The 20,583-nt window shown below is 39.7% G+C and carries 24 protein-coding genes and 2 pseudogenes; 3 read left to right on the forward strand and 23 right to left on the reverse strand.

The window, feature by feature from the left end:
- Positions 1–182: 182 nt before the first annotated feature.
- From FH749_13865 to FH749_13890, 6 genes and pseudogenes are all read right to left on the reverse strand, one after another.
- Positions 183–1,100, reverse strand: a pseudogene (locus tag FH749_13865) (HAD-IC family P-type ATPase).
- A gap of 196 nt (positions 1,101–1,296) precedes the next feature.
- The gene (locus FH749_13870) at positions 1,297–2,052 is read right to left on the reverse strand and encodes a hypothetical protein (GenBank protein MTI96538.1); all 756 of its coding nucleotides are present in this window, start codon (positions 2,050–2,052) and stop codon (positions 1,297–1,299) included.
- A gap of 19 nt (positions 2,053–2,071) precedes the next feature.
- Positions 2,072–2,533: a TFIIB-type zinc ribbon-containing protein gene (locus tag FH749_13875; GenBank protein MTI96539.1), complete on the reverse strand. Its 462-nt coding sequence runs from the start codon at positions 2,531–2,533 to the stop codon at positions 2,072–2,074.
- A gap of 57 nt (positions 2,534–2,590) precedes the next feature.
- On the reverse strand, positions 2,591–3,214 hold the full coding sequence (locus FH749_13880; GenBank protein MTI96540.1) for an SAM-dependent DNA methyltransferase: 624 nt from the start codon (positions 3,212–3,214) through the stop codon (positions 2,591–2,593).
- 20 nt (positions 3,215–3,234) lie between these two features.
- Positions 3,235–3,417, reverse strand: coding sequence for a helix-turn-helix domain-containing protein (locus FH749_13885; GenBank protein ID MTI96541.1), 183 nt, complete (start codon positions 3,415–3,417; stop codon positions 3,235–3,237).
- A 351-nt stretch (positions 3,418–3,768) separates the two neighbouring features.
- A pseudogene (locus FH749_13890) lies at positions 3,769–4,017 on the reverse strand (hypothetical protein).
- Positions 4,018–4,269: 252 nt separating this feature from the next.
- Between FH749_13890 and FH749_13895 the strand changes: the two are divergent.
- The gene (locus FH749_13895) at positions 4,270–5,436 is read left to right on the forward strand and encodes an IS110 family transposase (protein MTI96542.1); all 1,167 of its coding nucleotides are present in this window, start codon (positions 4,270–4,272) and stop codon (positions 5,434–5,436) included.
- A 79-nt stretch (positions 5,437–5,515) separates the two neighbouring features.
- On the opposite strand, the gene FH749_13900 is transcribed toward FH749_13895, so the two are convergent.
- From FH749_13900 to FH749_13910, 3 genes are read right to left on the reverse strand one after another with little or no spacing between them, the layout of a single operon-like run.
- The gene (locus FH749_13900; GenBank protein ID MTI96543.1) at positions 5,516–6,910 is read right to left on the reverse strand and encodes a leucine-rich repeat domain-containing protein; all 1,395 of its coding nucleotides are present in this window, start codon (positions 6,908–6,910) and stop codon (positions 5,516–5,518) included.
- A gap of 1 nt (position 6,911) precedes the next feature.
- The gene (locus tag FH749_13905) at positions 6,912–8,024 is read right to left on the reverse strand and encodes a hypothetical protein (protein MTI96544.1); all 1,113 of its coding nucleotides are present in this window, start codon (positions 8,022–8,024) and stop codon (positions 6,912–6,914) included.
- 2 nt (positions 8,025–8,026) lie between these two features.
- Positions 8,027–8,878 carry a phage tail family protein gene (locus FH749_13910; GenBank protein MTI96545.1) on the reverse strand — a complete coding sequence of 284 codons (852 nt, stop codon included), beginning with the start codon at positions 8,876–8,878 and terminating at the stop codon, positions 8,027–8,029.
- Between the two features lie 87 nt (positions 8,879–8,965).
- Between FH749_13910 and FH749_13915 the strand changes: the two genes are divergently transcribed.
- Together FH749_13915 and FH749_13920 are read left to right on the forward strand one after the other, a co-directional pair.
- Complete coding sequence (locus tag FH749_13915; protein ID MTI96546.1) at positions 8,966–9,400, forward strand: MarR family transcriptional regulator; 435 nt, start codon at positions 8,966–8,968, stop codon at positions 9,398–9,400.
- Positions 9,400–10,176, forward strand: coding sequence for a sulfite exporter TauE/SafE family protein (locus FH749_13920; protein ID MTI96547.1), 777 nt, complete (start codon positions 9,400–9,402; stop codon positions 10,174–10,176). Before FH749_13915 ends, FH749_13920 begins: the two co-directional genes overlap by 1 nt.
- A gap of 140 nt (positions 10,177–10,316) precedes the next feature.
- Here FH749_13920 and FH749_13925 read toward each other — a convergent pair whose 3' ends face one another.
- The 14 genes from FH749_13925 to FH749_13990 all read right to left on the reverse strand — a co-directional run.
- Entirely contained in the window at positions 10,317–10,922 is a 606-nt protein-coding gene (locus FH749_13925; protein ID MTI96548.1) for a hypothetical protein, read from the reverse strand.
- A gap of 2 nt (positions 10,923–10,924) precedes the next feature.
- Positions 10,925–12,514, reverse strand: a complete 1,590-nt coding sequence (locus FH749_13930) for a hypothetical protein (protein ID MTI96549.1) — start codon at positions 12,512–12,514, stop codon at positions 10,925–10,927.
- 148 nt (positions 12,515–12,662) lie between these two features.
- On the reverse strand, positions 12,663–12,887 hold the full coding sequence (locus tag FH749_13935) for a hypothetical protein (protein ID MTI96550.1): 225 nt from the start codon (positions 12,885–12,887) through the stop codon (positions 12,663–12,665).
- A gap of 4 nt (positions 12,888–12,891) precedes the next feature.
- Positions 12,892–13,071: a DUF5049 domain-containing protein gene (locus FH749_13940; protein MTI96551.1), complete on the reverse strand. Its 180-nt coding sequence runs from the start codon at positions 13,069–13,071 to the stop codon at positions 12,892–12,894.
- Complete coding sequence (locus tag FH749_13945; protein ID MTI96552.1) at positions 13,061–13,291, reverse strand: DUF4314 domain-containing protein; 231 nt, start codon at positions 13,289–13,291, stop codon at positions 13,061–13,063. Before FH749_13945 ends, FH749_13940 begins: the two co-directional genes overlap by 11 nt.
- Positions 13,275–13,967, reverse strand: a complete 693-nt coding sequence (locus FH749_13950; protein MTI96553.1) for a virulence protein — start codon at positions 13,965–13,967, stop codon at positions 13,275–13,277. The genes FH749_13945 and FH749_13950 overlap by 17 nt, the downstream gene beginning before the upstream one ends.
- Positions 13,968–14,061: 94 nt before the next feature.
- Positions 14,062–15,801 (reverse strand): DNA (cytosine-5-)-methyltransferase, encoded by a 1,740-nt coding sequence (dcm, locus tag FH749_13955; protein MTI96554.1) that lies wholly within the window; start codon positions 15,799–15,801, stop codon positions 14,062–14,064.
- Entirely contained in the window at positions 15,791–17,026 is a 1,236-nt protein-coding gene (locus FH749_13960; protein ID MTI96555.1) for a DNA modification methylase, read from the reverse strand. Before FH749_13960 ends, dcm begins: the two co-directional genes overlap by 11 nt.
- A complete protein-coding gene (locus FH749_13965; protein ID MTI96556.1) occupies positions 17,016–18,179 on the reverse strand; it encodes a methionine adenosyltransferase in 1,164 nt (387 codons plus the stop codon). The genes FH749_13960 and FH749_13965 overlap by 11 nt, the downstream gene beginning before the upstream one ends.
- A gap of 2 nt (positions 18,180–18,181) precedes the next feature.
- Positions 18,182–18,721, reverse strand: coding sequence for a P27 family phage terminase small subunit (locus FH749_13970; protein MTI96557.1), 540 nt, complete (start codon positions 18,719–18,721; stop codon positions 18,182–18,184).
- A 118-nt stretch (positions 18,722–18,839) separates the two neighbouring features.
- The gene (locus FH749_13975) at positions 18,840–19,199 is read right to left on the reverse strand and encodes an HNH endonuclease (GenBank protein ID MTI96558.1); all 360 of its coding nucleotides are present in this window, start codon (positions 19,197–19,199) and stop codon (positions 18,840–18,842) included.
- Between the two features lie 118 nt (positions 19,200–19,317).
- On the reverse strand, positions 19,318–19,770 hold the full coding sequence (locus FH749_13980) for a DUF1492 domain-containing protein (GenBank protein ID MTI96559.1): 453 nt from the start codon (positions 19,768–19,770) through the stop codon (positions 19,318–19,320).
- Positions 19,767–19,991: a hypothetical protein gene (locus FH749_13985; protein ID MTI96560.1), complete on the reverse strand. Its 225-nt coding sequence runs from the start codon at positions 19,989–19,991 to the stop codon at positions 19,767–19,769. The genes FH749_13980 and FH749_13985 overlap by 4 nt, the downstream gene beginning before the upstream one ends.
- Positions 19,988–20,583, reverse strand: a 596-nt coding sequence (locus FH749_13990) for a DEAD/DEAH box helicase (protein ID MTI96561.1), incomplete at its 5' end; no start/stop codon positions are given. The genes FH749_13985 and FH749_13990, both read right to left, overlap by 4 nt.

Raw genomic sequence — 20,583 nt, forward strand, 5'->3', positions numbered from 1 at the left:
TGCGATGAGCTGCAAGACATAACATTCACTGCTGCTCTTCAATTATTGGTCAGCCTATTCGCTGTATATGTCATGAGCAGGGCTAGACTAAATCAGGAGCACATTAGGGAGCTTTATGGCCAATTTAATGCTGACTTACCTAGTTACTTCAGGAGGTCAGCAGGGTTTTGGGTGTGCGAAACTTGAGTAATTAATGTTTGTACTTGTGAGATAAAGGACTTATCCCCTGTTTCTGTTACTTCTACATATAGGACACCACTACCATTTGTTGATCCACCAATGACTTGATCTTTAACATTCTTTTCGATTGGCTTAGATTCACCTGTTAAGAGGGCCTCGTTTACACGGGATTCTCCGCGAATAATGATACCATCAGCTGGAACATTTTCTCCTGCTTGAACACGGATAACATCTCCAACCTGAAGTTCAGACACAGGACGAGTTTCAATCGAATCATCTTCTAAAACAACATGAGCGTCTTTTGGCAATAATTCTGCTAGAGCTTTTTGCGCATCCCCTGCTTCACCCAATGCCTTCATTTCAATCCAGTGTCCTAATAACATGATTAAAAGTAACGTTGCAAACTCAAAGAAGAAGTCCATGACATGTTCTCCGGTCACATATCGAGCGGCCACTGCGTAAACACTATAGGCATAAGAAACCGTTATTCCCAAAGTAATCAAGGACATCATGCCTGGAGCTTTTGAATTAAACTCATCTTTCGCACCCATGTAGAATGGTTTTCCGCCATAAATGTATAGAATTGTTGCCAAGACAGCTGCTACAACGTCTGCATAAGGAAAGATGATTTGGAAAGGCCATTGAATATCCATCAAGGGAGTAATAAATAAGATTGCAATTCCCAATGGGAGTGATTTCAAGAAAATTTCCTTGAAACTACCATGATGGTGGTGGGCGTGCCCTCCCATTGCACCATGATCCATTTCACTGTGATCCATCGCACTATGATCCATCTTTCCTTGATCCATATTGCTGTGATTCATCTTGCCGTGATCCATATTGCTGTGATCCATCTTACTGTGATCCATCTTACTGTGGTCCATATTTCCATCTTTAAGATTGTTATCTTTATTATTCATTATTGGCCTCCTTGTAAAATCATACATTCCGTGAACTTGAAAGACTGTTGAGCGCCTCTATACTTCAATGAGATAATTATAACCTAAATTCCACGTCGTTTTTCAAAGTGCATCTAAATTCGCTATTCCATATGTCTTACGAGGAATTCAAGTAGTTACTTATGCATTTTAACATTTTTCAGCTCCTTTATATTAATTATAATATAGGTTGTATAAATTGAATCAGTGTAGCTGTTGCAGCAGCAAATTCTACAGTGCCTTTTATAGTCTGAAGTCCTTTAATTGCTGTTTTGATAAAGCCCTTTCTTGGATTTGCTGACTTCGATTCTTCTTTAATTACTTCTAAACTACTAACGAGAGTTTCCTCATCTTCTATCGAAAGTCCTTTTGCATTTTCTTTAATATCTTCTATAAGCCCATTCAATTTTTCAACATCAATTGTATTGACAGTATTTGTTGCATTAATAGTAGAATTGTCATTTGCTATATTAACCTGCCCATTTTCAATTGCTATAGAATATGTAACTTTTTCATCAATTCCCATCTCGATCCCTATTTTAGTTAAGTATCTTTCTATATGGCGTATTAAGACCATTACCACCCGGTCATTAAAACCCTTGACTTTATCTTGAAAACTTCTTGAAGATGAATATCCCATTGCCACTCCATAATGAATTTGGATATTATTGTCTACTATATAGCAAATAATAGAGAAAACATTTCGTACTTCTTCTTCATCAAGATGGCCTAAGGAGAAGATTGCTCTTCCATATGATCCTGCAACCTCCTTGACTTCATTTTCTAAATCTTGCTCACATTCACCGCAGCTTTGTATGTAACTAAAAATCAAATCATTGCTTTTTATAAAAGCAGTAAATTTTGATAGAACTGCGTTATAATCTTCAAAATCTGCCTGTAATAATCGATTAGAAATACTGTTAAAATCATATATAATTTTTCTTAATTCTGCTCTATTCAACTTCATAGTTTTTCACCCCACAAAACGGACAATAACATCCGGTTATTCTCAATATTGGTTTGACTCTTGCTTTCCGATTACAGCAAGGAAATATTGTAGTTTCTAAAGCTTCAATTCCAGATCGGATTGGATTCTCATGCTCATGATTTGGTCGTTTACCAGCTTTGAATGTTACAGGTCCTTTTTTAAATTCTTTTTCCATCTTTTTAAATTCATCGTATATCAAATCCATTGTTTTATTTTGAGCCATTGCTATGGCTAATTCGACTACTTCTTCTGTTAAGTAGTTATCACTAGTCAGTCCACAACTTGGACAATATATTTCTAACACTCTATCGTCTTCAATATCGTCGGGAGTTGATTTAAAAAAAGTTCCGCAATGGGAACATTTCAAAAGAATGTATCCATAGTCATCAGTCGGTATTGAGATCTTTATAGTAAATTCATTATCCATATATTCCTCCCCCACCTTAACTAAACTACTGCATACCCTTTTTGAGTTTGCATACCCCTAAGCGCAGCAAGTTTGAGGTTCATTAAATTGTATCAATCTCTGAATGATTCTCTCATATATGGTCTGAGATTGACTTTTAGCCTTCTCGATACCAATAACCTTAGCCATGATTCTAGATACTTCAGCTGGGGTATAGAATTGACCTTTACTTTTACCCGATTCAGTGGCGAAATGCTTCATTAGATATTCATAAGCATCTCCAAGAATATCGTCTCCATCAGCACCATTCCCACCAAAATCAAGCTTAGGATCCTCAAAGATTGCCACCAAGTTGGTAAGGCGATCAACCATTTCTTTACCTTTACCAAGCTTGTCCGCATCATTAAAATCAGCAACTGTAATGACACCTACCAAGTCGTTAGCATCAGCCATTTTTCTGATGACAACGTTAGTTTTATCCCCAATTTCCTTGTCGCCTTTTAGCTTCACTAAATCATGAAAGCTCCCACCTACTGGCACTTCGATGAGTGCATCTCTTTTCCCGTAGTATTTATCTGTCACGTATCTCATGAACAGCAATACCAGAATATAGTCTTTATATTGTGAGGCATCCATTCCACCTCTTAATTGGTCACAACTTTTCCATAATCTACTGTATAGCTCACTCTTTTTCATCGCCATATTACTTCACCTTCCGTTACTTATTTTTTGTCAGTATTCCTATTGTATCTACCATCTTCTGGCTTCTGTGCATCTTTAGGTATGGCCCATGCCCAGCCAAGACGGGCTACACCAGGTATCTTCCCTTGCCTACATAAGACTTGTACTCGACGTTCGGTTAAACCCCATTTTTCAGCAGCTTCTTTAGTTGTGATATAATCCATGAACCCACCTTCTTAATTTTTATTAATGTATACTATATATTATAATCGTAGAAACGAACAATAGCAATGAGCAATTGGAAATTATTGATATGTATCTCAACCCGAAATATGACCAACGACAACTACTTCTTTTGCTAAACGGTTGAACCCTTAAAGCAAAACTTTATTTCCATGGGTGAGCTCATTTCATCATCAAAACCTTTTTCACTTAAAACACACCCAAAATCTATCACTTTACTCTCCATCAAAAAATAAATAAACCCCTGAAAACACTGTAAACACGCTATTTTCAAGAGCTTATAAATCTATTTTCTTTCCAGCAGTACAACAGTCTCCACGTGTATTGTCAGCGTCATATCCGAATACGGATAGCTTTACCGCACCTGCATGAAGCTCCGCAGGCAGCAAACAGGACAGTCCGTCAGTGCAGAGCACACGGTTGTATGTTTCATCACATTGGGTAAACTGCACCACCTTGTGAAACTTCTTCCAGTCACCGTCAAATACAAATTTCAGTGTTACAAATGCAATCTGGTCGGAGGCAATCACTTCACGTTCCAGAATCTCAATTTTCTGTCCCTTTACAAGAAATTTCAGCATCATTCCTTCACCTTGTATAATGAACTCGTAGTCAAGTTACGGTCATTATCCTTTCTTATACGATATAATTAACATAGTGTTGTGGATTGGTTTCATCACCTACAGCTTGACTGTTTCTTTGAGGCTCCAACCACATATCTATGTTTTTTTGTTGATAAGTTAGATAACGCTTTGACGTTTGATCTAGGGCAAGGATACATAACATAGAACCATGTGGAACCACAGCCAACTTTTTAAAAAGGATGTGATTTTATGATTTATATTGGCATTGATGTTGCCAAAGATAAGCACGACTGCTTTATCGTTAATTCTGACGGTGAAGTCATCAAGGATGTTTTCACCATCCCTAATACTCTCAATGGATTCAATACTTTATTAGAAGCCATCCCTAATGTATCTAAAGATAAAATTAAAGTGGGACTTGAAGCTACTGGTCACTACAGCCTTAACCTTATGAGATTCATCATCGATAACCAGTTCCCGCTGATTGTTCTTAATCCGCTTCAGACAAACCTTTTCAGAAAAGCTCATACGCTTAGAAAAAGTAAAACAGACAAGATTGATGCCAAACTCATTGCGCTTATGCTGCAGTCAGGTAACTTTAAACCCCACTCAGATGTATCATACCATCTTCGTGAGCTTAAGTCACTTACTAGACATAAATCCCGGATTAAAGACAATCTTGCTAAATACAAAATTTCTCTTCATAGAATTCTTGATATCATGTTTCCTGAGCTTGCTTCGGTCGTTTATTCATTAAATCAAAAATCTACTTATGAACTACTTAAAGCATTTCCTTCTAAACAGGCCATTACTTCTGCACATCTTACTAAACTTACAAACCTTCTAATCAAGCACTCTAAAGGAAAATATCGCAAGGAAAAAGCAATACTTATAAAAGAAACTGCTGCTAAATCAATAGGAACCGACAGCCGAGCTATCTCATTTGAACTTTCTCAAACTTTATCTTTCATAGAAGTTTATTCTAATGAAATCAATAAGATTGATAATGAGATTAAAAGCATTATGGATGAAATTCAAAGTCCTATTCTTACTATTCCTGGTATTTCTTACGGTCTTGCTTCTGTAATCCTTGCTGAGATTGGTGATATAAATCGTTTTGATTCTCCATCCAAGCTTTTAGCTTTTGCCGGTCTAGAACCTTCTACATACGAATCAGGACGGTTTGTCGCCACAGGCATGAAGATGGTTAAACGTGGCTCTTCTTATCTCAGGTGGGCTATTCTTGAAGCTGCTAGATTAGTTGCTATGAGAGATCCAACTTTTAAAGAATACTATCAAAAGAAAAAATCCGAAGGTAAACATCATTATGTTGCTAACTCTCATGTTGCTAAAAAATTAATCAGAGTCATTCACCACTTACTGACCAATAACTTGCAATTTTATCCTCAAAAATAGCCAATAATTCAATTTTTATTTCAGTAGATTTCTCTACTTCTTTTTGTCGTGCAATTTTTTAACTTTAATTTTATTTAGATTATTTTGTTTTTTCTATTGACTTCATATAGTTAGTCTCTTTCCATGTTTTCGTGCTTGTGACATATTCCATGTATCCATCAAGGCACTGGATTTTTGAAAGCGGAGATTCAATATCAACTGCATGGCTGTCCCAGTTTGTATTTTTCTTCACAGCGTTCCAATCAGCAAGAGAACCCTCATAAGTGATTGTGGTCAAAGATTCACAGTAATTGAAACAGCCGCCCACAATTTCCTTGACGTTTCGGGTAAGCGTAAGGTTTTTTAGTTTTGTGCATCGTACAAACATTCTGTCACTAATGACTTTGCCGCCATATCTCACCGTTTCAAGATACTGACACTCACTGAATGCCATTGCACCTACGGTTACCACAGAGGACGGAACGGTTACGGACTTGATTGCCGTTCCTGCAAATGCGTTTACGCCAAGTTCCGTGACACGTTCCGGAATCTTCAGTTCCGTTAAGCCATTAAGACTCTGATGATAAATATATCCATCAATATGCGGCAGAAATGCAGCCTTTTTGATTGCTGTAAGCGTTGTCGGAAGTGATACTGTTTTTAAGTTATCACAATACTGAAAAAGTCGTTCACCAATGCCTGTCACGCCCTCTGAAACAATAACTGACTTGATATTGGAATTATTCTGAAACGGTGACGGATTGCTGTCGGTAGAATAATCGAATGTTGCCCCTGTGCCTTTGAGGAGCAGTCTGCCGTCCGAATAAAGTACAAAATCCACGCTTTGACCGCATTTTCCGATAGAAACCACATCGCCTGTCATCTCATCAATTTTCAGCGTTAACTCGTTTATCTTTGTTGTCAGCTGACCGACTGTGATGTTGTAATCTTTTATCTGCGTCTGAATTTCTGCAAGTTGTGAAAGCATATCTGTAACCTTGCATTTGCCAAGAATACAGCGGACATATCCGCAGAAATTATTGTTTTCTCTGTAATCTGTAATGCTGAGTTCTAATGTGCCTGCATCAAGTCTGATAATGCAAAGGGTGAGATATTTCTTGTAATCTGTATTCTGAAATCTCGGTATTGCAGGATTGGTGGCAGGTGTTCCGGCGAGAATTTCAAAGCTGACATTACGGACGTTTTCAGAAGTGTTGCAACAAATTCCAACCGCCATATATCTCGGCAGGGATTCGTCCACATAGCGAGATAAATCATAGGTGTATGCCGTATCCGAAATGAAATAATGCCCCTGAATCCAAGCCTTTCCGCTGCCTATCGTCAGCTTCAACTTGTTTACAGACAGTTTGAAACACTGCCCGAAGTTGTCCTGAATTCCGTCACAGATAATACTGCCGAGATAGTCGTTGAAATTCTCAGCAGTATATGTTCTGTCAAGATTTTTAGAATTGAAAAATCCGAATGAAAATGCCATGTTAAGCCTCCTTAAATGTCGGTGTTAAATTTCTGCCGTTGTGGTCAAAGCTCTCGATCATTCCGACAAGCTGTATTTTATTCTGTCTGATTCCAAACCTATGATGTTCTACGGTGACAAAATCGCCAACAAAATAGTCCACACCGTATTGAAACTGTGTGGACTGCACTGCGATCTGTGATTCTGATTTTGTTTTTGTGGGTACAAGATTCTGCTTGCCTTTCTCTTTTAGAAGTTCCGAATATTCTTCCTCAGATAATGGTTTTGTTTCGCCATTTTCCTGTTCTTCGTCCGAGATGTCTTTTGCATCAACATACACCTCATATCTGTCAAGCAGGGCAGGTTCAGAATTTGTAAAACAAGTGGTTCTTTTACGCTGTTCACCCTCGCCCTTTCCAAGAACATAGGCAAAATTTCTCTTGACGGAAGTGTCTGTAAAGTAGGTGAAAGACAGCAGATTGTTGTAGCTGTCGGAGAACACAATATGCGGATTTTCCTTCTGCAATATGCTTCTGTCTTCGCCCTGCAACAGGTCAAAAATCATCTCATACTGTTCCTCTGCAATCTTACTCAGACGAATGTTTGCCGTTCCGCCGATTTTTTTGCAAATGGTGTACACCCATTCCATCAAATTATCATAACTGACCTGCAATTTGGTTTCAGTATCCCAGCAAGCACCTTGAATTTTTCCAAGTTTCAAGCCCGGAATCAGCCTGTTTCCGCTTGCTAAAGCGTTGTTTTCTACAGCTTTCTGAACGATTGCACCGTAGGAAGTTTGTGATGTAAAATTTAATGTGGGATAGATGATTCTGCGTTCAAGTAAGCACATTAAAAATCTGCCCTTGATGATGAGATAATCTCCATCTTCTGCATCGGTTTCAAGTTCCACGGATTCAATCAGTCCGAAATGTTCCCTGTCATCATCACGTCCCACAATTCTGCCAGTCTGAAAAATTTCAATATTTCGGGGAGATGCAGCAATGTACACTTCAAAAGCACCGCATTTGTAATATTCAATATCCCATAAAAGCGAAGAAAAACTGTCGCAGACAGCCTCAAGTGAAATATTCAGTTTATCATTCAAGACAGTCATATTGTAAATTTCAATCTGCATTTTCACACCCCTAAGTACGCATTTCGGTGTATCAGGCGAACTTTGATGCGGTTCAGTCCCTCCGATGCCGTCACATAAAATTTGTTTTCGCCCGTTTTCAGATTCAGCCAGGTTGACCCGGAAACAAGGCGGTTGATGATGTTGGTCACAACGCCCTCACGCTCCAGAAGAACGGTTTTGTTGCCCGTTTTTGTAGTTATGGTGATAACATCTCCCTTTTGAATATCGCCTGAAATCTGCATATATTCGTCCGTCAGAGCGTTGTAAATAGTCGGATTTTTCGCAGGTCCTCCGCTGATTTCAAGGGTGAATCCGACCTCATCACCGCTGTTATTGATGGTCATCATATCCTGCGTATTATATGCACCAATCGGAAAAGGCTCATCATTGTCAGGACAGACAAAATGAAATGCACCTCTGACACGGGAATATTCTGCAATCTGCGTTTCAGTGGAGTACCAGTAAATATCGGGACAGAGAATGGAAATCTGCCCATTGGTCAGCTTTTCAAAATTCTCCACCTCGCAGGTTTCCACAATACCCTCAGCATACACAGAAATATTTTTTGTGGAGTAGTATATCTTGATGTAGCGTGACGGCTTGACCACACGATATAGTTCATGCCTGCGAAGTTCCACATCAAAGCCACGCATCTGAAAGGTAATGACGATGTTCCGCTTTTCGATGAATGCGTTATTCAGATAGCTGCCGTTCATTCCTGCATAATTTGAAGTGCTGATTGTTCCTGTTGGCGGATCAAGTCCTTTGATTTTGGAGAACATATATCGGTTTGCAGTTTTGGACAGGCCGATTTTTTGACCTGCTTCGTTTTCAAGAATTAAAGTGTAGAACAAAATTTCACCTGCTTTTCATTGACAAAAAGATGATAATATGATATAATACTTCAAAATTGAACTATTCAAAAAAGAACAGGAGGACATATGAACTTCAGTATTGAAATCCCCAGAAAAATTTCACTTGCATACAGTAAAGTGTGTAAGCCACTTTGTAAAGAACTGGGTTTGTCGCAAACTGCATTTGATATTCTGATGTTTCTTGGAAATAATCCGAAATACAAAAATGCAAGAGATATTGTAGAGATACGCCATATCAAAGCAAATCTGGTATCGGTAAATGTTGAACGTCTGGTTCAGGAAGGCTATTTGACAAGACAGGCTGTAGAAGGTGACAGGCGTAAAACAGAATTACTGTGTACAAAGAAAGCCAAACCAATCATAGAACGAGGTCAGCAATTGCAAAAAATGTTTTTTGAAAAGCTGTTTGTCCATATTGATGATAATATGAGGAAAGCTTTTGAAGAAGTTATGCAGGTTATCAGTAAAAATTCAGATGAAATTTTGGAGGAAAAAGAATAATGGAAACAATAATGACTATTCTGGTTACATTTTTTGCAGGTATGGGTGCAGGACTTGGAACAGGATTTGCAGGAATGAGTGCTGCCGCCGTTATCAGTCCGATGTTGATTACTTTTTTAGGTATTGACCCTTATATGGCAGTCGGTATTGCACTTTCTTCTGATGTGTTGGCAAGTGCAGTTTCCGCCTATACTTATCATAAAAATAAGAATCTGGACATTAAAAACGGATTAATTATGATGGCAAGTGTGCTTGTTTTTACAGTTGTCGGAAGCTATGTGGCAAGTACTCTGCCATCCGCAACAATGGGCGGTTTCTCGGTATTTATGACGTTTCTGCTTGGAATAAAATTTATTGTTCGTCCTGTTATGAACACTAAAGAATCTATGGCGGAAACATCAGCGAAAAAACGTGCTATACAGTCCATTATCTGTGGAATTATTATTGGTTTTATTTGCGGATTTGTTGGTGCAGGGGGCGGAATGATGATGCTTCTGATTCTGACCAGCGTTATGGGATGTGAATTAAAAACCGCTGTAGGCACAAGTGTATTTATTATGACTTTTACCGCATTGACGGGTGCTGTATCGCATTTTACAATTGGCGGAACACCGGATATTCTGACATGGGTATTGTGCATTGTGTTTACGCTGATATGGGCAAGAATTGCGGCAGTATTTGCAAATAAGGCAAAGCCAAAAACATTAAATCGTGCTACAGGTATTATTCTTGTGGTGCTTGGTGTCGTTATTATGGGATTTCGATTTCTGCACTAACTTTTAAATATCCACCGCATTCCTCGTCTGCCTATAAATCTCCAGCCGTGACAGTGCTTTCGGACTATTGTTGGTCTGATTTACTGTGCGGCTGTTGTCATTATAGTAGTTATTTACCACTGAGCCGTTTGCATCACGGCTCAAAACCGCTCATTGACTTTTGAGAGTGGAATGTGATATAATTGGGTATATGCTGTAGGGCGTGACAGCCCTATAAATCGGGATTTGATGAGGTTATCAAATAGTTCTAACTCTTCTTTTTTGTAGTTTACTATAGCATTAATTCTATCAAGGATCTCAACACATTTTATTTGTTCTTGATACGATAGATTCTTAATCTTTGTTTCTGCTAAAGTCCCTTTATTGATTGCTTTAAATGTACTTCCTGTACCTTTATTTTGAAGTTCTTCAGTCCTATATTTCAAGTTATAATATACAAATTTGAGGTTAACATTTTCTTTTATGGTTATTCCAGCTAGACCCCTACCAATACAGCACTTTTCAGTAGAAAAATTAAGTGCACCTATTGGTGCTCTTACAGAAATCAGTAATGAATCTCCTTCAACTACTTTTTTAGGTTCCGTACACCACTTTCTAACTTTTGGATATAACTCACCAAAGTCAGCATTTCCCTGAAAGAAAGGTAGTCCTTCTTTGTCTTCATTATAACTACTAGAGTTGGGTGATTGTCCCATATTTAGCTCGCATATTTCTTGTAATTCAATCCTGTCTTCTCTCATAATCATCCCTACAAATCTAAATTTAGCAGCGTCTTCAATTCTGCTTTTAAATTATCAATTTCACTATCAATTTCATCAATTCTGTTCATTATTACTGAAGGTTTTTCATATTCTACCCTGTCATATTCAACTTCTTTGTACTTGTTGATTGAGAGGTCATATCCATTGTCTTTAATTTCTTTTTTTGTAACATAGAACGACTTTTCAGTTCGTTTTCTGTTCTTTTCATTCTCTAGATTATGATAACGGCTGATAATATCAGGAATATCATTACTGTCGACTGGTTGACGCTTATCATCCAGTGACAACCCATCTGCATGCATATCATAAAACCACACATTATCTGTGCCACCTGCACCTGTCTTTGTAAATATCATGATAGCAGTTGAAACCCCTGCATATGGTTTGAAGACACCACTTGGCATGGAAATAATGCCATGTAAATGATGGTTTTCAACGATTTCTTTTCGAATGGATTTATGAGCATTAGAACTACCAAAAAGGACACCATCTGGCACAATAGACGCACAGCGACCACCTTTTTTAAGCGTTCTAAGGAATAATGCTAAAAAAAGGAGTTCTGTTTTTTTCGTTTTAGTGATTTTAAGTAAATCTGCAGCCACACTTTCATGATCAAGTGAGCCTTTAAAAGGTGGATTGGCAAGAACTAATGTATATTTTTCATCATCAATGTTCTTTTCCGATAAAGAATCTCTATATTCAATATTTGGTTTTTCAACACCATGAAGCATCATGTTCATGGCACCAATACGAAGCATGGTTCTGTCCATATCGTTACCAAAAAACATATCGTTGTTATAGTGGTCTTTTAATTCTTTTATGGCAAACAAATCTTCATTGTTTCTTTTAAGGTATTCGCCTGCCTCTACTAAGAAACCGGCTGAGCCTGCTGCAGGGTCAACAATAATATCTGTTGGAGTTGGTTGCATCAGCTCCACCATCATTTTGATGATATGTCTTGGGGTTCTAAACTGTCCATTGGTTCCTGCTGTTGTAATCAAGAAATACAGTGGCTGTGTTCTAGCATCACCAGACCCCTTGGTCATAACATCAAAGAGTTTTCTATTAGGCTGAGTGTGCAACTCATCAAAGACCACCCCATGGATATTAAAGCCATGCTTTGAGTAGGCTTCAGCTGACAGCACCTGATAAAAGCTATTGGTAGGTTGAAAAACGATCCGTTTTGTTGCCGACAGAATCTTAACCCGTTTACTCAGTGCTGGGCTCATACGAACCATATCAGCAGCTACTTCAAATACGATGGATGCTTGTTGCCTGTCAGCGGCACAGCCATAAACCTCGGCTCTTTCTTCGCCATCACCACAAGTAAGCAGTAATGCGACAGCTGCTGCTAGTTCTGATTTCCCCATTTTCTTTGGAATCTCAATATAGGCTGTATTAAATTGTCGATAGCCATTGGGCTTAAGCGTTCCAAACAAATCTCTAATAATTTGCTCTTGCCAATCAATGAGTTCAAATGGTTTTCCAGACCACTTTCCCTTGGTATGGCTTAAGCACTCAATAAAGTTGACCGCATAGTCTGCAGCATCTTGATCATAAATGGAGTCCTTCGCCATAAAAGGAGTCGGCTTATACTTCTTTAATTTCCTGATTGCGGTCACCTCCCTTCAAAATGAGCATAAAAATAGACCTGCATCCAGCAAGCCTTATTACACTTTCTATACGAGAAACAGAGCCAATGTTGGCACTGTCCTCTGTTACTATTTAGTTGTGTTCTAGCAATAAGATTGCAAGCGCAATTTCTGCATCCTCATCCACAGGTTCAATGTCCCAACCACGGTCATAATTTGCAATGATCTCTCCCTTGCGCTTAAGCATCAGCTTTGAGATGCGTCCATTGTCAATGCCAAATTTTGAAACTTCCTCATAGCACTTTACCCAGTAACAGATGATGCTGTCATGAACTTTAATGCTACCTTCTTTCCACACGGTTTTATTCCTCCTTGCCTGTCAGAATGAATCGGGAATAGGCCTCAACGTTATCTGCAAGGTAAATAAGTAGCTCGTCATATCCTTCCCTCAGAGCGATTTCCTGTACTTTTCGTACATCAAACATATTGGTTTCACCAGAATCTCGAATGGCAAGAATCTGTTCTTTTATCTCATTTGTCATCCTCAATCCTCCTGCACAGGTCTTCACCAAAAGCTACTGAAAGGCTAGAGCCTGAATCCCAACGCACCATAATAGAACCAATATCGTCAACTCCTACAACTGTTCCTTTTGTGCCAATCCTAGGCGCTTGAATATCATCCATTCTTAGGAGTTCTACTCGGCATCCTGCAGGGTACTTCTCCCGAAGGTTTTCCAGTTGTTCTTTACTGATTATTCTCATCTCTTGTTCCTCCTTTAAATGCCGATGAACCTGTTAAGTTTCTAAGCAGTATTTTTCGCTCTTCTTTGTATTCTTTGCCAATAAAGCCAAGGCGAAGTAGAAAGCATCTGAATGCGTATTTCTCATTCTCTATGTCTTTCTCTTTTACCGTGATGCGTTTCTGATTTATCGCCATGTCGCATAGAGCAGAAATGAAGTGGTTATATGCTTTAATCTCTTCTGGGGTTGGTAACTCTTCAAACCAAGGAAATGAAACCTCATCCTCAGAAACTTCAATCGGTAACTTCTCTACATTAAGTGCATGTCGGATAAGTTCTCTTTTTGCCTCAACAAGTGCTTGTAAGTTTTCAAGTGCCCTCTCAGCAAAACTGCTCCTTGGCATGGAAATTGTAAGGCTAAATGCCTCGCTGTCTGCCATTTGTTCGCCCTCAGTGGCGCTTATCTCTTCCTCAGCAATAAATCCCTCGCTGGCTAAATGAGCTGCCACACGTTCGATTTCTCCGCTGTCTACTTGGCTGCCAAGTTCAAGATTTCCATTCTTGTCGATGATAAAGTCACTTACCTCATAAGCCATACTAGGCATTCCAAGGTACTTAGCTTTAAATCCTGTGAGATTACTAAGAGCTGTGACCAGCCTTTTTCTTTCTGCTCCTGTTACATTGTATTTAATGACCATGTACAAAACCTCCTTTGTTTTGGTATGTACATATATCACTCTAAAACACTTATATAGCAAGCTTTTTATCGCTTATTGGGTGCAGAAATAAGTTCTAAGTCATTCTCTCTAATTGTGTATACCAAACAATGCCTGACAGCACAAAACACACATTCGGCAGAGCCACACCATTACCCCACATCTTATATTCCGCAGAATCTGAATGTGGGTTTCTAAGCCATTTACTTATTTGCTTTAAGGTCTTAGGTTTTACATATTTACCCGTTGCCTTACGATACATTTCAAAGATGTCATACCACATTTGAAGGTCTTTCATCGTTGGATTATCTATTCCTAGATCACTGCACCACCAGTCTGGAAAACCTTGCAGTCTTGCACATTCGGTTGGTGTTAATCTTCTCACCGTATAGTCTGCACAGCCATTGTCATTGATCAGTGGTGGGTCTTTATAATCTGTTGCCACTAATGTGTTTGCCAGTTCTTCATTAGCCTGTGTGAAGTGAGAATTCTTACTTGCTGAGTAAGTGGGAGTTGCTACTGCACTCGGTCCTTGTGCATTCAAGGTTGAGTTAATCCCATCTTCAGTAATGCCAAGGTTTCTAGCATAATTTTTGCCACAGTTAAATGACTCCCTGTCAATGGCATAAACAACAGCGTGTTTATCTACGGTATTGAGAGTGAAGCTCACTTCTTCATTTACACCATCACCTTGTGGTCCATTTTTGTCCGTTCTTCCTATCATAGAACCTTGCAAGGCATAAGACTCTACCACTGCAATACCACCTTGATTGCTATCAGGAGCATTTCCTGATGTATCAATGGTTCTGGCTGTATCACTCTCATAAACATTTGAACGTGCATTGATTGTTCCTTCTGAAGTAAATCGCACATCATAGGTTTTAGGATTTTCAACGACAAAAGGCTGATTGTTTCCACCTGTTCCATAAGTGGCTGAAATAGTTGGTGCAACATCAATCGGCCCAGTAAAACGAGTGTCCTTTCCATGATTATCGAAAACAGCAGAGTCCATCACACATGGTGGATGATTTGATTTAGCCCTTAATGTACAAGTAATATCCTCTGTGACATCCATACGATTTCCACCTTGGTCATTTAGGCAGATTGTGCCTGCCTCTCCAGTGCTGTCTGCAATGTTTCTGGCAGTTCCTTGCCACGAGTGGATGCTCTCCTTAGAATACCCAGACAAGCCTTCTGACTTAAATAGTATTTCTCCGGCACCCCTACCTGTAAAATCTGCGACAAGAAAGATTCGTTTTCTTCGTTGGGGAACTCCCCAGTATTGAGCATCAAGCACTCTCCAGGCAAGGGAAAAATCATCTCCCATAATACTTCCTGCTTGTTTCCACTTATCAGCTTTAGGAACTGATAGGGTTTCATCCTTGATGTGGCAGATGCCTTCAAGGACACATCTGAAATCTTCTCCTTTGTTTGATGAGAAGGCTCCAGGTACGTTTTCCCAGACAATATATCTTGGTTTTTTGCCATCTGTAGCACACCTCATTTCTTTTACAATTCGAATGGCTTCATAAAAAAGACTTGAACGTTTTCCATCCAGGCCATCACGCTTACCTGCTATGGATAAATCCTGACAAGGTGAGCCAAAAGTAATAATATCCACGGGTTCTATCTTGCTGCCATCCATACAAGAAATATCACCATAATGTTTTATAAAGGGCAGTCTTTTGGTGGTCACCCTAATAGGAAACGGTTCAATCTCCGATGCCCATATTGGGGTAATACCAGAGATTAAACCGCCTAAAGGAAAACCGCCTGAACCGTCAAAAAGACTGCCAATGCTTAGTTTATCCATCAGCTACCTCCAATTCATCGTAGTCATAGCTAAGTCCATCTCTTTGGACTTTTACTTCTTTGGAAGTGCCTACTTGCTCAATGTAGCGTTTAATAATGACATCACAGAACTTCTCATCTAATTCCACCGTGTAGCAGATTCGTTCTGATTGCTCACAGGCAATTAAGGTACTGCCACTACCTCCAAATGGATCAAGCACGATGGTATTACTCATAGATGAATTTAAAATCGGATAGGCAAGAAGAGGAACAGGCTTCATGGTAGGATGGTCACCATTTCTCTTTGGCTTATCAAACTCCCAGATAGTAGTTTCTTTTCTGCCTGTATACCACTGATGTTTACCTTTCTTTTTCCATCCAAACAGCACTGGTTCGTGTTGCCATTGATAGGGAGAACGACCCAGAACAAGCGAATCCTTCTTCCATATACAGCAACCGGACAAATAAAAACCGGCATCCGAGAAGGCTTTTCTAAAGTTAAACCCCTCGGTGTCGGCATGGAATACATAGATGGAGGCATCGTCTGCTAGTGCTTCTTCGATATTGATAAAGGCATCTAAAAGGAATTGATAAAAAGCATCGTTTGCCATATGGTCATTTTTTATCTTTCCTGCAGTACCTTCATAATTTACATTGTAGGGAGGATCTGTCACACACAAGTTAGCCTTATTTTTATTCATGAGTAAATCATAGGTTTCCTTCTTGGTTGAATCACCACAGATGAGCCTGTGTCTACCAAGAGTCCATATATCACCAAGCTTACTGAATGCAGGCTTTTTTAGTTCTTCCTCCACATCAAAGTCGTCATCATGAATACCGTCTTTCAGCGTGTCCTTAAACAAATCATCCAGTTCTTTAGGATCAAATCCAGTTAGTGACACATCAAAATCGACACCTTGTAAATCACCAATTAATAAAGCGAGTTTATCCTTATCCCAATCACCACTGATTTTATTAAGGGCAATATTTAGTGCCTTTTCTTTTTCCTCATCCATTTCGATGATGACACATTCAACTTCGGAGATTCCCATATCAATGAGAACCTTCAATCTTTGATGCCCACCTACAACATGGCCGGTCACCTTATTCCAGATAACCGGCTCTACGTATCCAAATTGCTCAATGGAGCGTTTCAGTTTTTCATACTCTGCATCTCCAGGCTGTAAATCTTTACGAGGATTATACTGAGCAGGGAGAAGGTCTTTGACATTCTTTTTTTCAATTAGCATACCTATCTACCGCCTCCCTTAATTCCTTGTAGTAGTCCAAAAACTCCCATGAATTTAATCCATATCTGAAATGACCGTAAGTCGCTGTATCTGCGTAAATGACATCCGTCAACCTTAACTTCTCAATAATGGCTGCAGGTCTAAGGTTGAATACATCCAAAACAGCAGAGCTAAGAATATTCTCGTCAACCTTACCTGTTCCAAAGGTATCAATCTCGACAGCAACTGGATCTGCTTTTCCAATGGCATAAGAAATAGCAACCTGGCAGCGTTCTGCAAATCCACAGTGAACAATGTTCTTTGCGATGGCTCTTGCCATATAGGCACCACTGCGATCTACTTTTGTTGGATCCTTTCCTGAGAAAGCACCCCCACCGTGGGCAGCAAGACCGCCGTAAGTATCTACCATTATCTTTCTTCCCGTTAGACCTGTATCTGCAGCGGGTCCACCCTCTACAAATCTCCCACTTGGATTGATGAGAATTTCTGTTTCATCATCAAAGTGATATTTTTCAAAGACAGGCCAAAGCACCTGAGAGATGACTTCATTTCTTAAAACATCTAAATCTTTATTTGCACCATGTTGAACAGAGACAACAATTGCCTTGATTCGTTTTGGTTTATCATCTTCATATTCCACCGTTACTTGTGCCTTACCATCTGGACCAATATCTTTAATCACGCCATTCTTCATCACCTTATCCAGCTTTTCGCAGATAGCATGGGATAAGACTAAGGGGAGAGGTAACTTCTCACTGGTTTCATTGGTGGCATAGCCATAAACTGTACCTTGGTCACCAGCTCCTAACATGGAATACCACGAAGTATCTCCCTCACGGGATTCCAAGGCCCTATCTACACCGCCGGCGATATCTTTACTTTGTTGATGCACATAGACAAAGACCAGAAATTTTCTCGGATTGTAGCCTACTTCCGTTAGGACGTTCCGAACCACTCGTCTAATATCAATCTTCTTTGAACAGGTTATTTCACCGGCAACTATGATGTGTCCTTTGGTTGCCATTACCTCACAAGCCACACGTGAGGATTTATCTTTTCTTAAACACGCATCTAAAATGCTATCTGATATAAGGTCACATAACTTATCAGGGTGACCTTTACATACACTTTCACACGTTCTATATTTTTTCACTTTTATTTTCCTTTCCGAGCAGATAATAACCGCTCCATTAAATCGTCTTGCGGACTTCTTCCACCAAACTCAACAGAGCAGTTTTCTTTTACAATCTGGTAGATTTGATACCAACACTGATTGACCTGCTTCATGTATTCACGGCTCATAGCAACATAAGGTGATGCGATGGCAGCTGATGTAGTTGGGTGCTTTGCAAGAAATCCATATTCTGAAATACACTCCTCGCACTGAATCCAACGAGAGACGCTCATGGCATACTGCTCGATAAGCTGGTTGTTTACTAACATTTCGCAGCTACGGTCTTTTAGCCATCTGTAAGTTTCTATATAAATATCTTCTGCACAGAGGTCTTTACCATTTTTCTGAGCAGCCTTCAGATAATCCTTAACAGCCGGAACATCGGCTCCTTCCATTTCTGTTGGCTCTGGAAGTACCATGGCACCATTTAATCTGCCATCAGCAATTTTATCTGTTAAAGCTTTTGATTTTCTTCCTGCACCAACACGCTGACCACCTCTTGCTGTACCGTCCTTTGCCATTTTTTCACCCCACTTTCCTAAAAGTCTTTAATACCCCCTTTGATTTCTGATTTTTCCACACAAGACCCCAGGCCGTTGTCCGCTATAAAAGGTCTAGAGATTTGACCCGCCCCTTGGGTTAGTCTCTAATCCGTCTATCTCCAAGATCTAAATGAATCTTGTTGTGACAGGACTTACATAAAGACATCAAATTGTTTCTATCATGCGTACCACCTTGAGAAATCGGAAGGATGTGGTGGATTTCATCGGCAGGAGTAAGCCGACCATTCTCTTTACACTTCTCACACAAGGGATGTTCCTGGGCATAGCGATCACGGATCCTTTTCCAGGCTCTGCCATACTTCTTGTTGATATCCTTTGAGCGCTGGTACTTGTCATAGCGTCTACGCTCTACGACTCGATGCTCTTCACAGTACTGACCATCCGTTAAGTTGGGACAGCCTGGACTGCTGCAAGGTCGCTTAGGTTTCCTTGGCATCGTTTCACCTCGCTTTCTGGGCATAGAAAAAGCCCTGCAGGGCATGGCCCACAAGGCTTGGTAAGTATTCTATCTTGCTGATTATAATGTATCACATCAGCAAGGTGCTTATCTCTGCTTAAAAGTGCTCATTGTTGTTCAACTTTTGAATAATGATTGGATTCTCAGGTAAAACAACGTGGTTCAGAGCATTTCCATGCCACCTACGAATGGTACTCTTATCCGCATTCAGCTCATCACCAATTTGCTCCCAGGTAAAGTTATGAACATAACGGTAGCGTAAAACCATGCGTTCATCGATATCAGTGACTTGATTAATCACATCTCTAATCTCCGCTTTAAGGGCTACAAGATGATCCACCTCATTGTTAATCTTCTCTTGTAATTCTTCAATTCTTTCAAGATATCTAATAAACAAAGCATCTGTGTGACGTGTTGTTTGTATCCTCTCGCCCCAACTAGGGGATGAAACGCTAGTGGACAGCTCCCATAAGCGTTCCATTTCCTCAAGATTTGACTGTATCCGTTTATCTAACCTGTAGGCTTGGTGTAAATATTCTTTTGCTTTCATTGTTCGCTCACCTCCGCTTGTAGCTTTTTGATTAGGATTTCTCCATCAACAGAGGTAAGTTCTCTATACCAATCAGAGCGGAAGAACCTCTCCACCTCGTTTTTCATATCTTGTGCCGGTCCATACTTTGGACGCTTTCTTAGTTTCTTTAAGGCTGTCCGATAATCTTTAACAGCCATTAAAATGATGGCATTGGCTAAGTTTTGATAAGCATCACTCATCGCACCACCTCCAGCTTTGCTTTTACAGCATTAATTAAGGCGGCTTGTGTTTTTTCTTTTCTTGTAAGTGCCAAGATGACATCTTCATCAATAGTGTCTTTGGCAATGATGTGGTGAATAACAACCGTCTTGTTTTGACCTTGTCTGTAGAGCCGGGCATTGGTTTGCTGATATAACTCCAACGACCAAGTCAGCCCAAACCATATGAGGGTAGAACCACCGCTTTGAAGATTCAGCCCATGACCCGCACTTGCTGGATGAATCACTGCAATCGGGATACTGCCATTATTCCAATCCTCAATATCCTTTGATGTTTTTATTTGCCTGACGGGGAATCTATTGTTTATTCTTTCTAAATCATGCTTGAACCAATAGGCTACAAGAACAGGCTTGCCATTAGCTCCTTCAATTAAATCTTCGAGGGCATCTAGCTTTTTATCATGAATGATGTGTGCTTTGTTCTCACTATCGTATACTGCACCATTTGCCATCTGTAGCAGTTTTCCAGAAAGGACTGCCGCATTAACAGCATCAATTTCTTCATCACCTAAGTTAGCCACCATGTCTTCCTTAAAATCTGAATAGACTTTCC

The sequence above is a fragment of the Bacillota bacterium genome, assembly GCA_009711825.1.
Taxonomy (GTDB): domain Bacteria; phylum Bacillota; class Proteinivoracia; order UBA4975; family VEMY01; genus VEMY01.

Excerpts from the sequence above, each read along its gene's own strand:
- FH749_13875 (MTI96539.1), bottom strand. The coding sequence starts at position 2,533 with ATGGATAATGAATTTACTATAAAGATCTCAATACCGACTGATGACTAT.
- FH749_13880 (MTI96540.1), bottom strand. The coding sequence starts at position 3,214 with ATGGCGATGAAAAAGAGTGAGCTATACAGTAGATTATGGAAAAGTTGT.
- FH749_13885 (MTI96541.1), bottom strand. The coding sequence starts at position 3,417 with ATGGATTATATCACAACTAAAGAAGCTGCTGAAAAATGGGGTTTAACC.
- FH749_13895 (MTI96542.1), top strand. The coding sequence starts at position 4,270 with ATGATTTATATTGGCATTGATGTTGCCAAAGATAAGCACGACTGCTTT.
- FH749_13900 (MTI96543.1), bottom strand. The coding sequence starts at position 6,910 with ATGGCATTTTCATTCGGATTTTTCAATTCTAAAAATCTTGACAGAACA.
- FH749_13905 (MTI96544.1), bottom strand. The coding sequence starts at position 8,024 with ATGCAGATTGAAATTTACAATATGACTGTCTTGAATGATAAACTGAAT.
- FH749_13915 (MTI96546.1), top strand. The coding sequence starts at position 8,966 with ATGAACTTCAGTATTGAAATCCCCAGAAAAATTTCACTTGCATACAGT.
- FH749_13920 (MTI96547.1), top strand. The coding sequence starts at position 9,400 with ATGGAAACAATAATGACTATTCTGGTTACATTTTTTGCAGGTATGGGT.
- FH749_13925 (MTI96548.1), bottom strand. The coding sequence starts at position 10,922 with ATGATTATGAGAGAAGACAGGATTGAATTACAAGAAATATGCGAGCTA.
- FH749_13930 (MTI96549.1), bottom strand. The coding sequence starts at position 12,514 with ATGGCGAAGGACTCCATTTATGATCAAGATGCTGCAGACTATGCGGTC.
- FH749_13940 (MTI96551.1), bottom strand. The coding sequence starts at position 13,071 with ATGACAAATGAGATAAAAGAACAGATTCTTGCCATTCGAGATTCTGGT.
- FH749_13945 (MTI96552.1), bottom strand. The coding sequence starts at position 13,291 with ATGAGAATAATCAGTAAAGAACAACTGGAAAACCTTCGGGAGAAGTAC.
- FH749_13950 (MTI96553.1), bottom strand. The coding sequence starts at position 13,967 with ATGGTCATTAAATACAATGTAACAGGAGCAGAAAGAAAAAGGCTGGTC.
- FH749_13960 (MTI96555.1), bottom strand. The coding sequence starts at position 17,026 with ATGCTAATTGAAAAAAAGAATGTCAAAGACCTTCTCCCTGCTCAGTAT.
- FH749_13970 (MTI96557.1), bottom strand. The coding sequence starts at position 18,721 with ATGGCAAAGGACGGTACAGCAAGAGGTGGTCAGCGTGTTGGTGCAGGA.
- FH749_13975 (MTI96558.1), bottom strand. The coding sequence starts at position 19,199 with ATGCCAAGGAAACCTAAGCGACCTTGCAGCAGTCCAGGCTGTCCCAAC.
- FH749_13980 (MTI96559.1), bottom strand. The coding sequence starts at position 19,770 with ATGAAAGCAAAAGAATATTTACACCAAGCCTACAGGTTAGATAAACGG.
- FH749_13985 (MTI96560.1), bottom strand. The coding sequence starts at position 19,991 with ATGAGTGATGCTTATCAAAACTTAGCCAATGCCATCATTTTAATGGCT.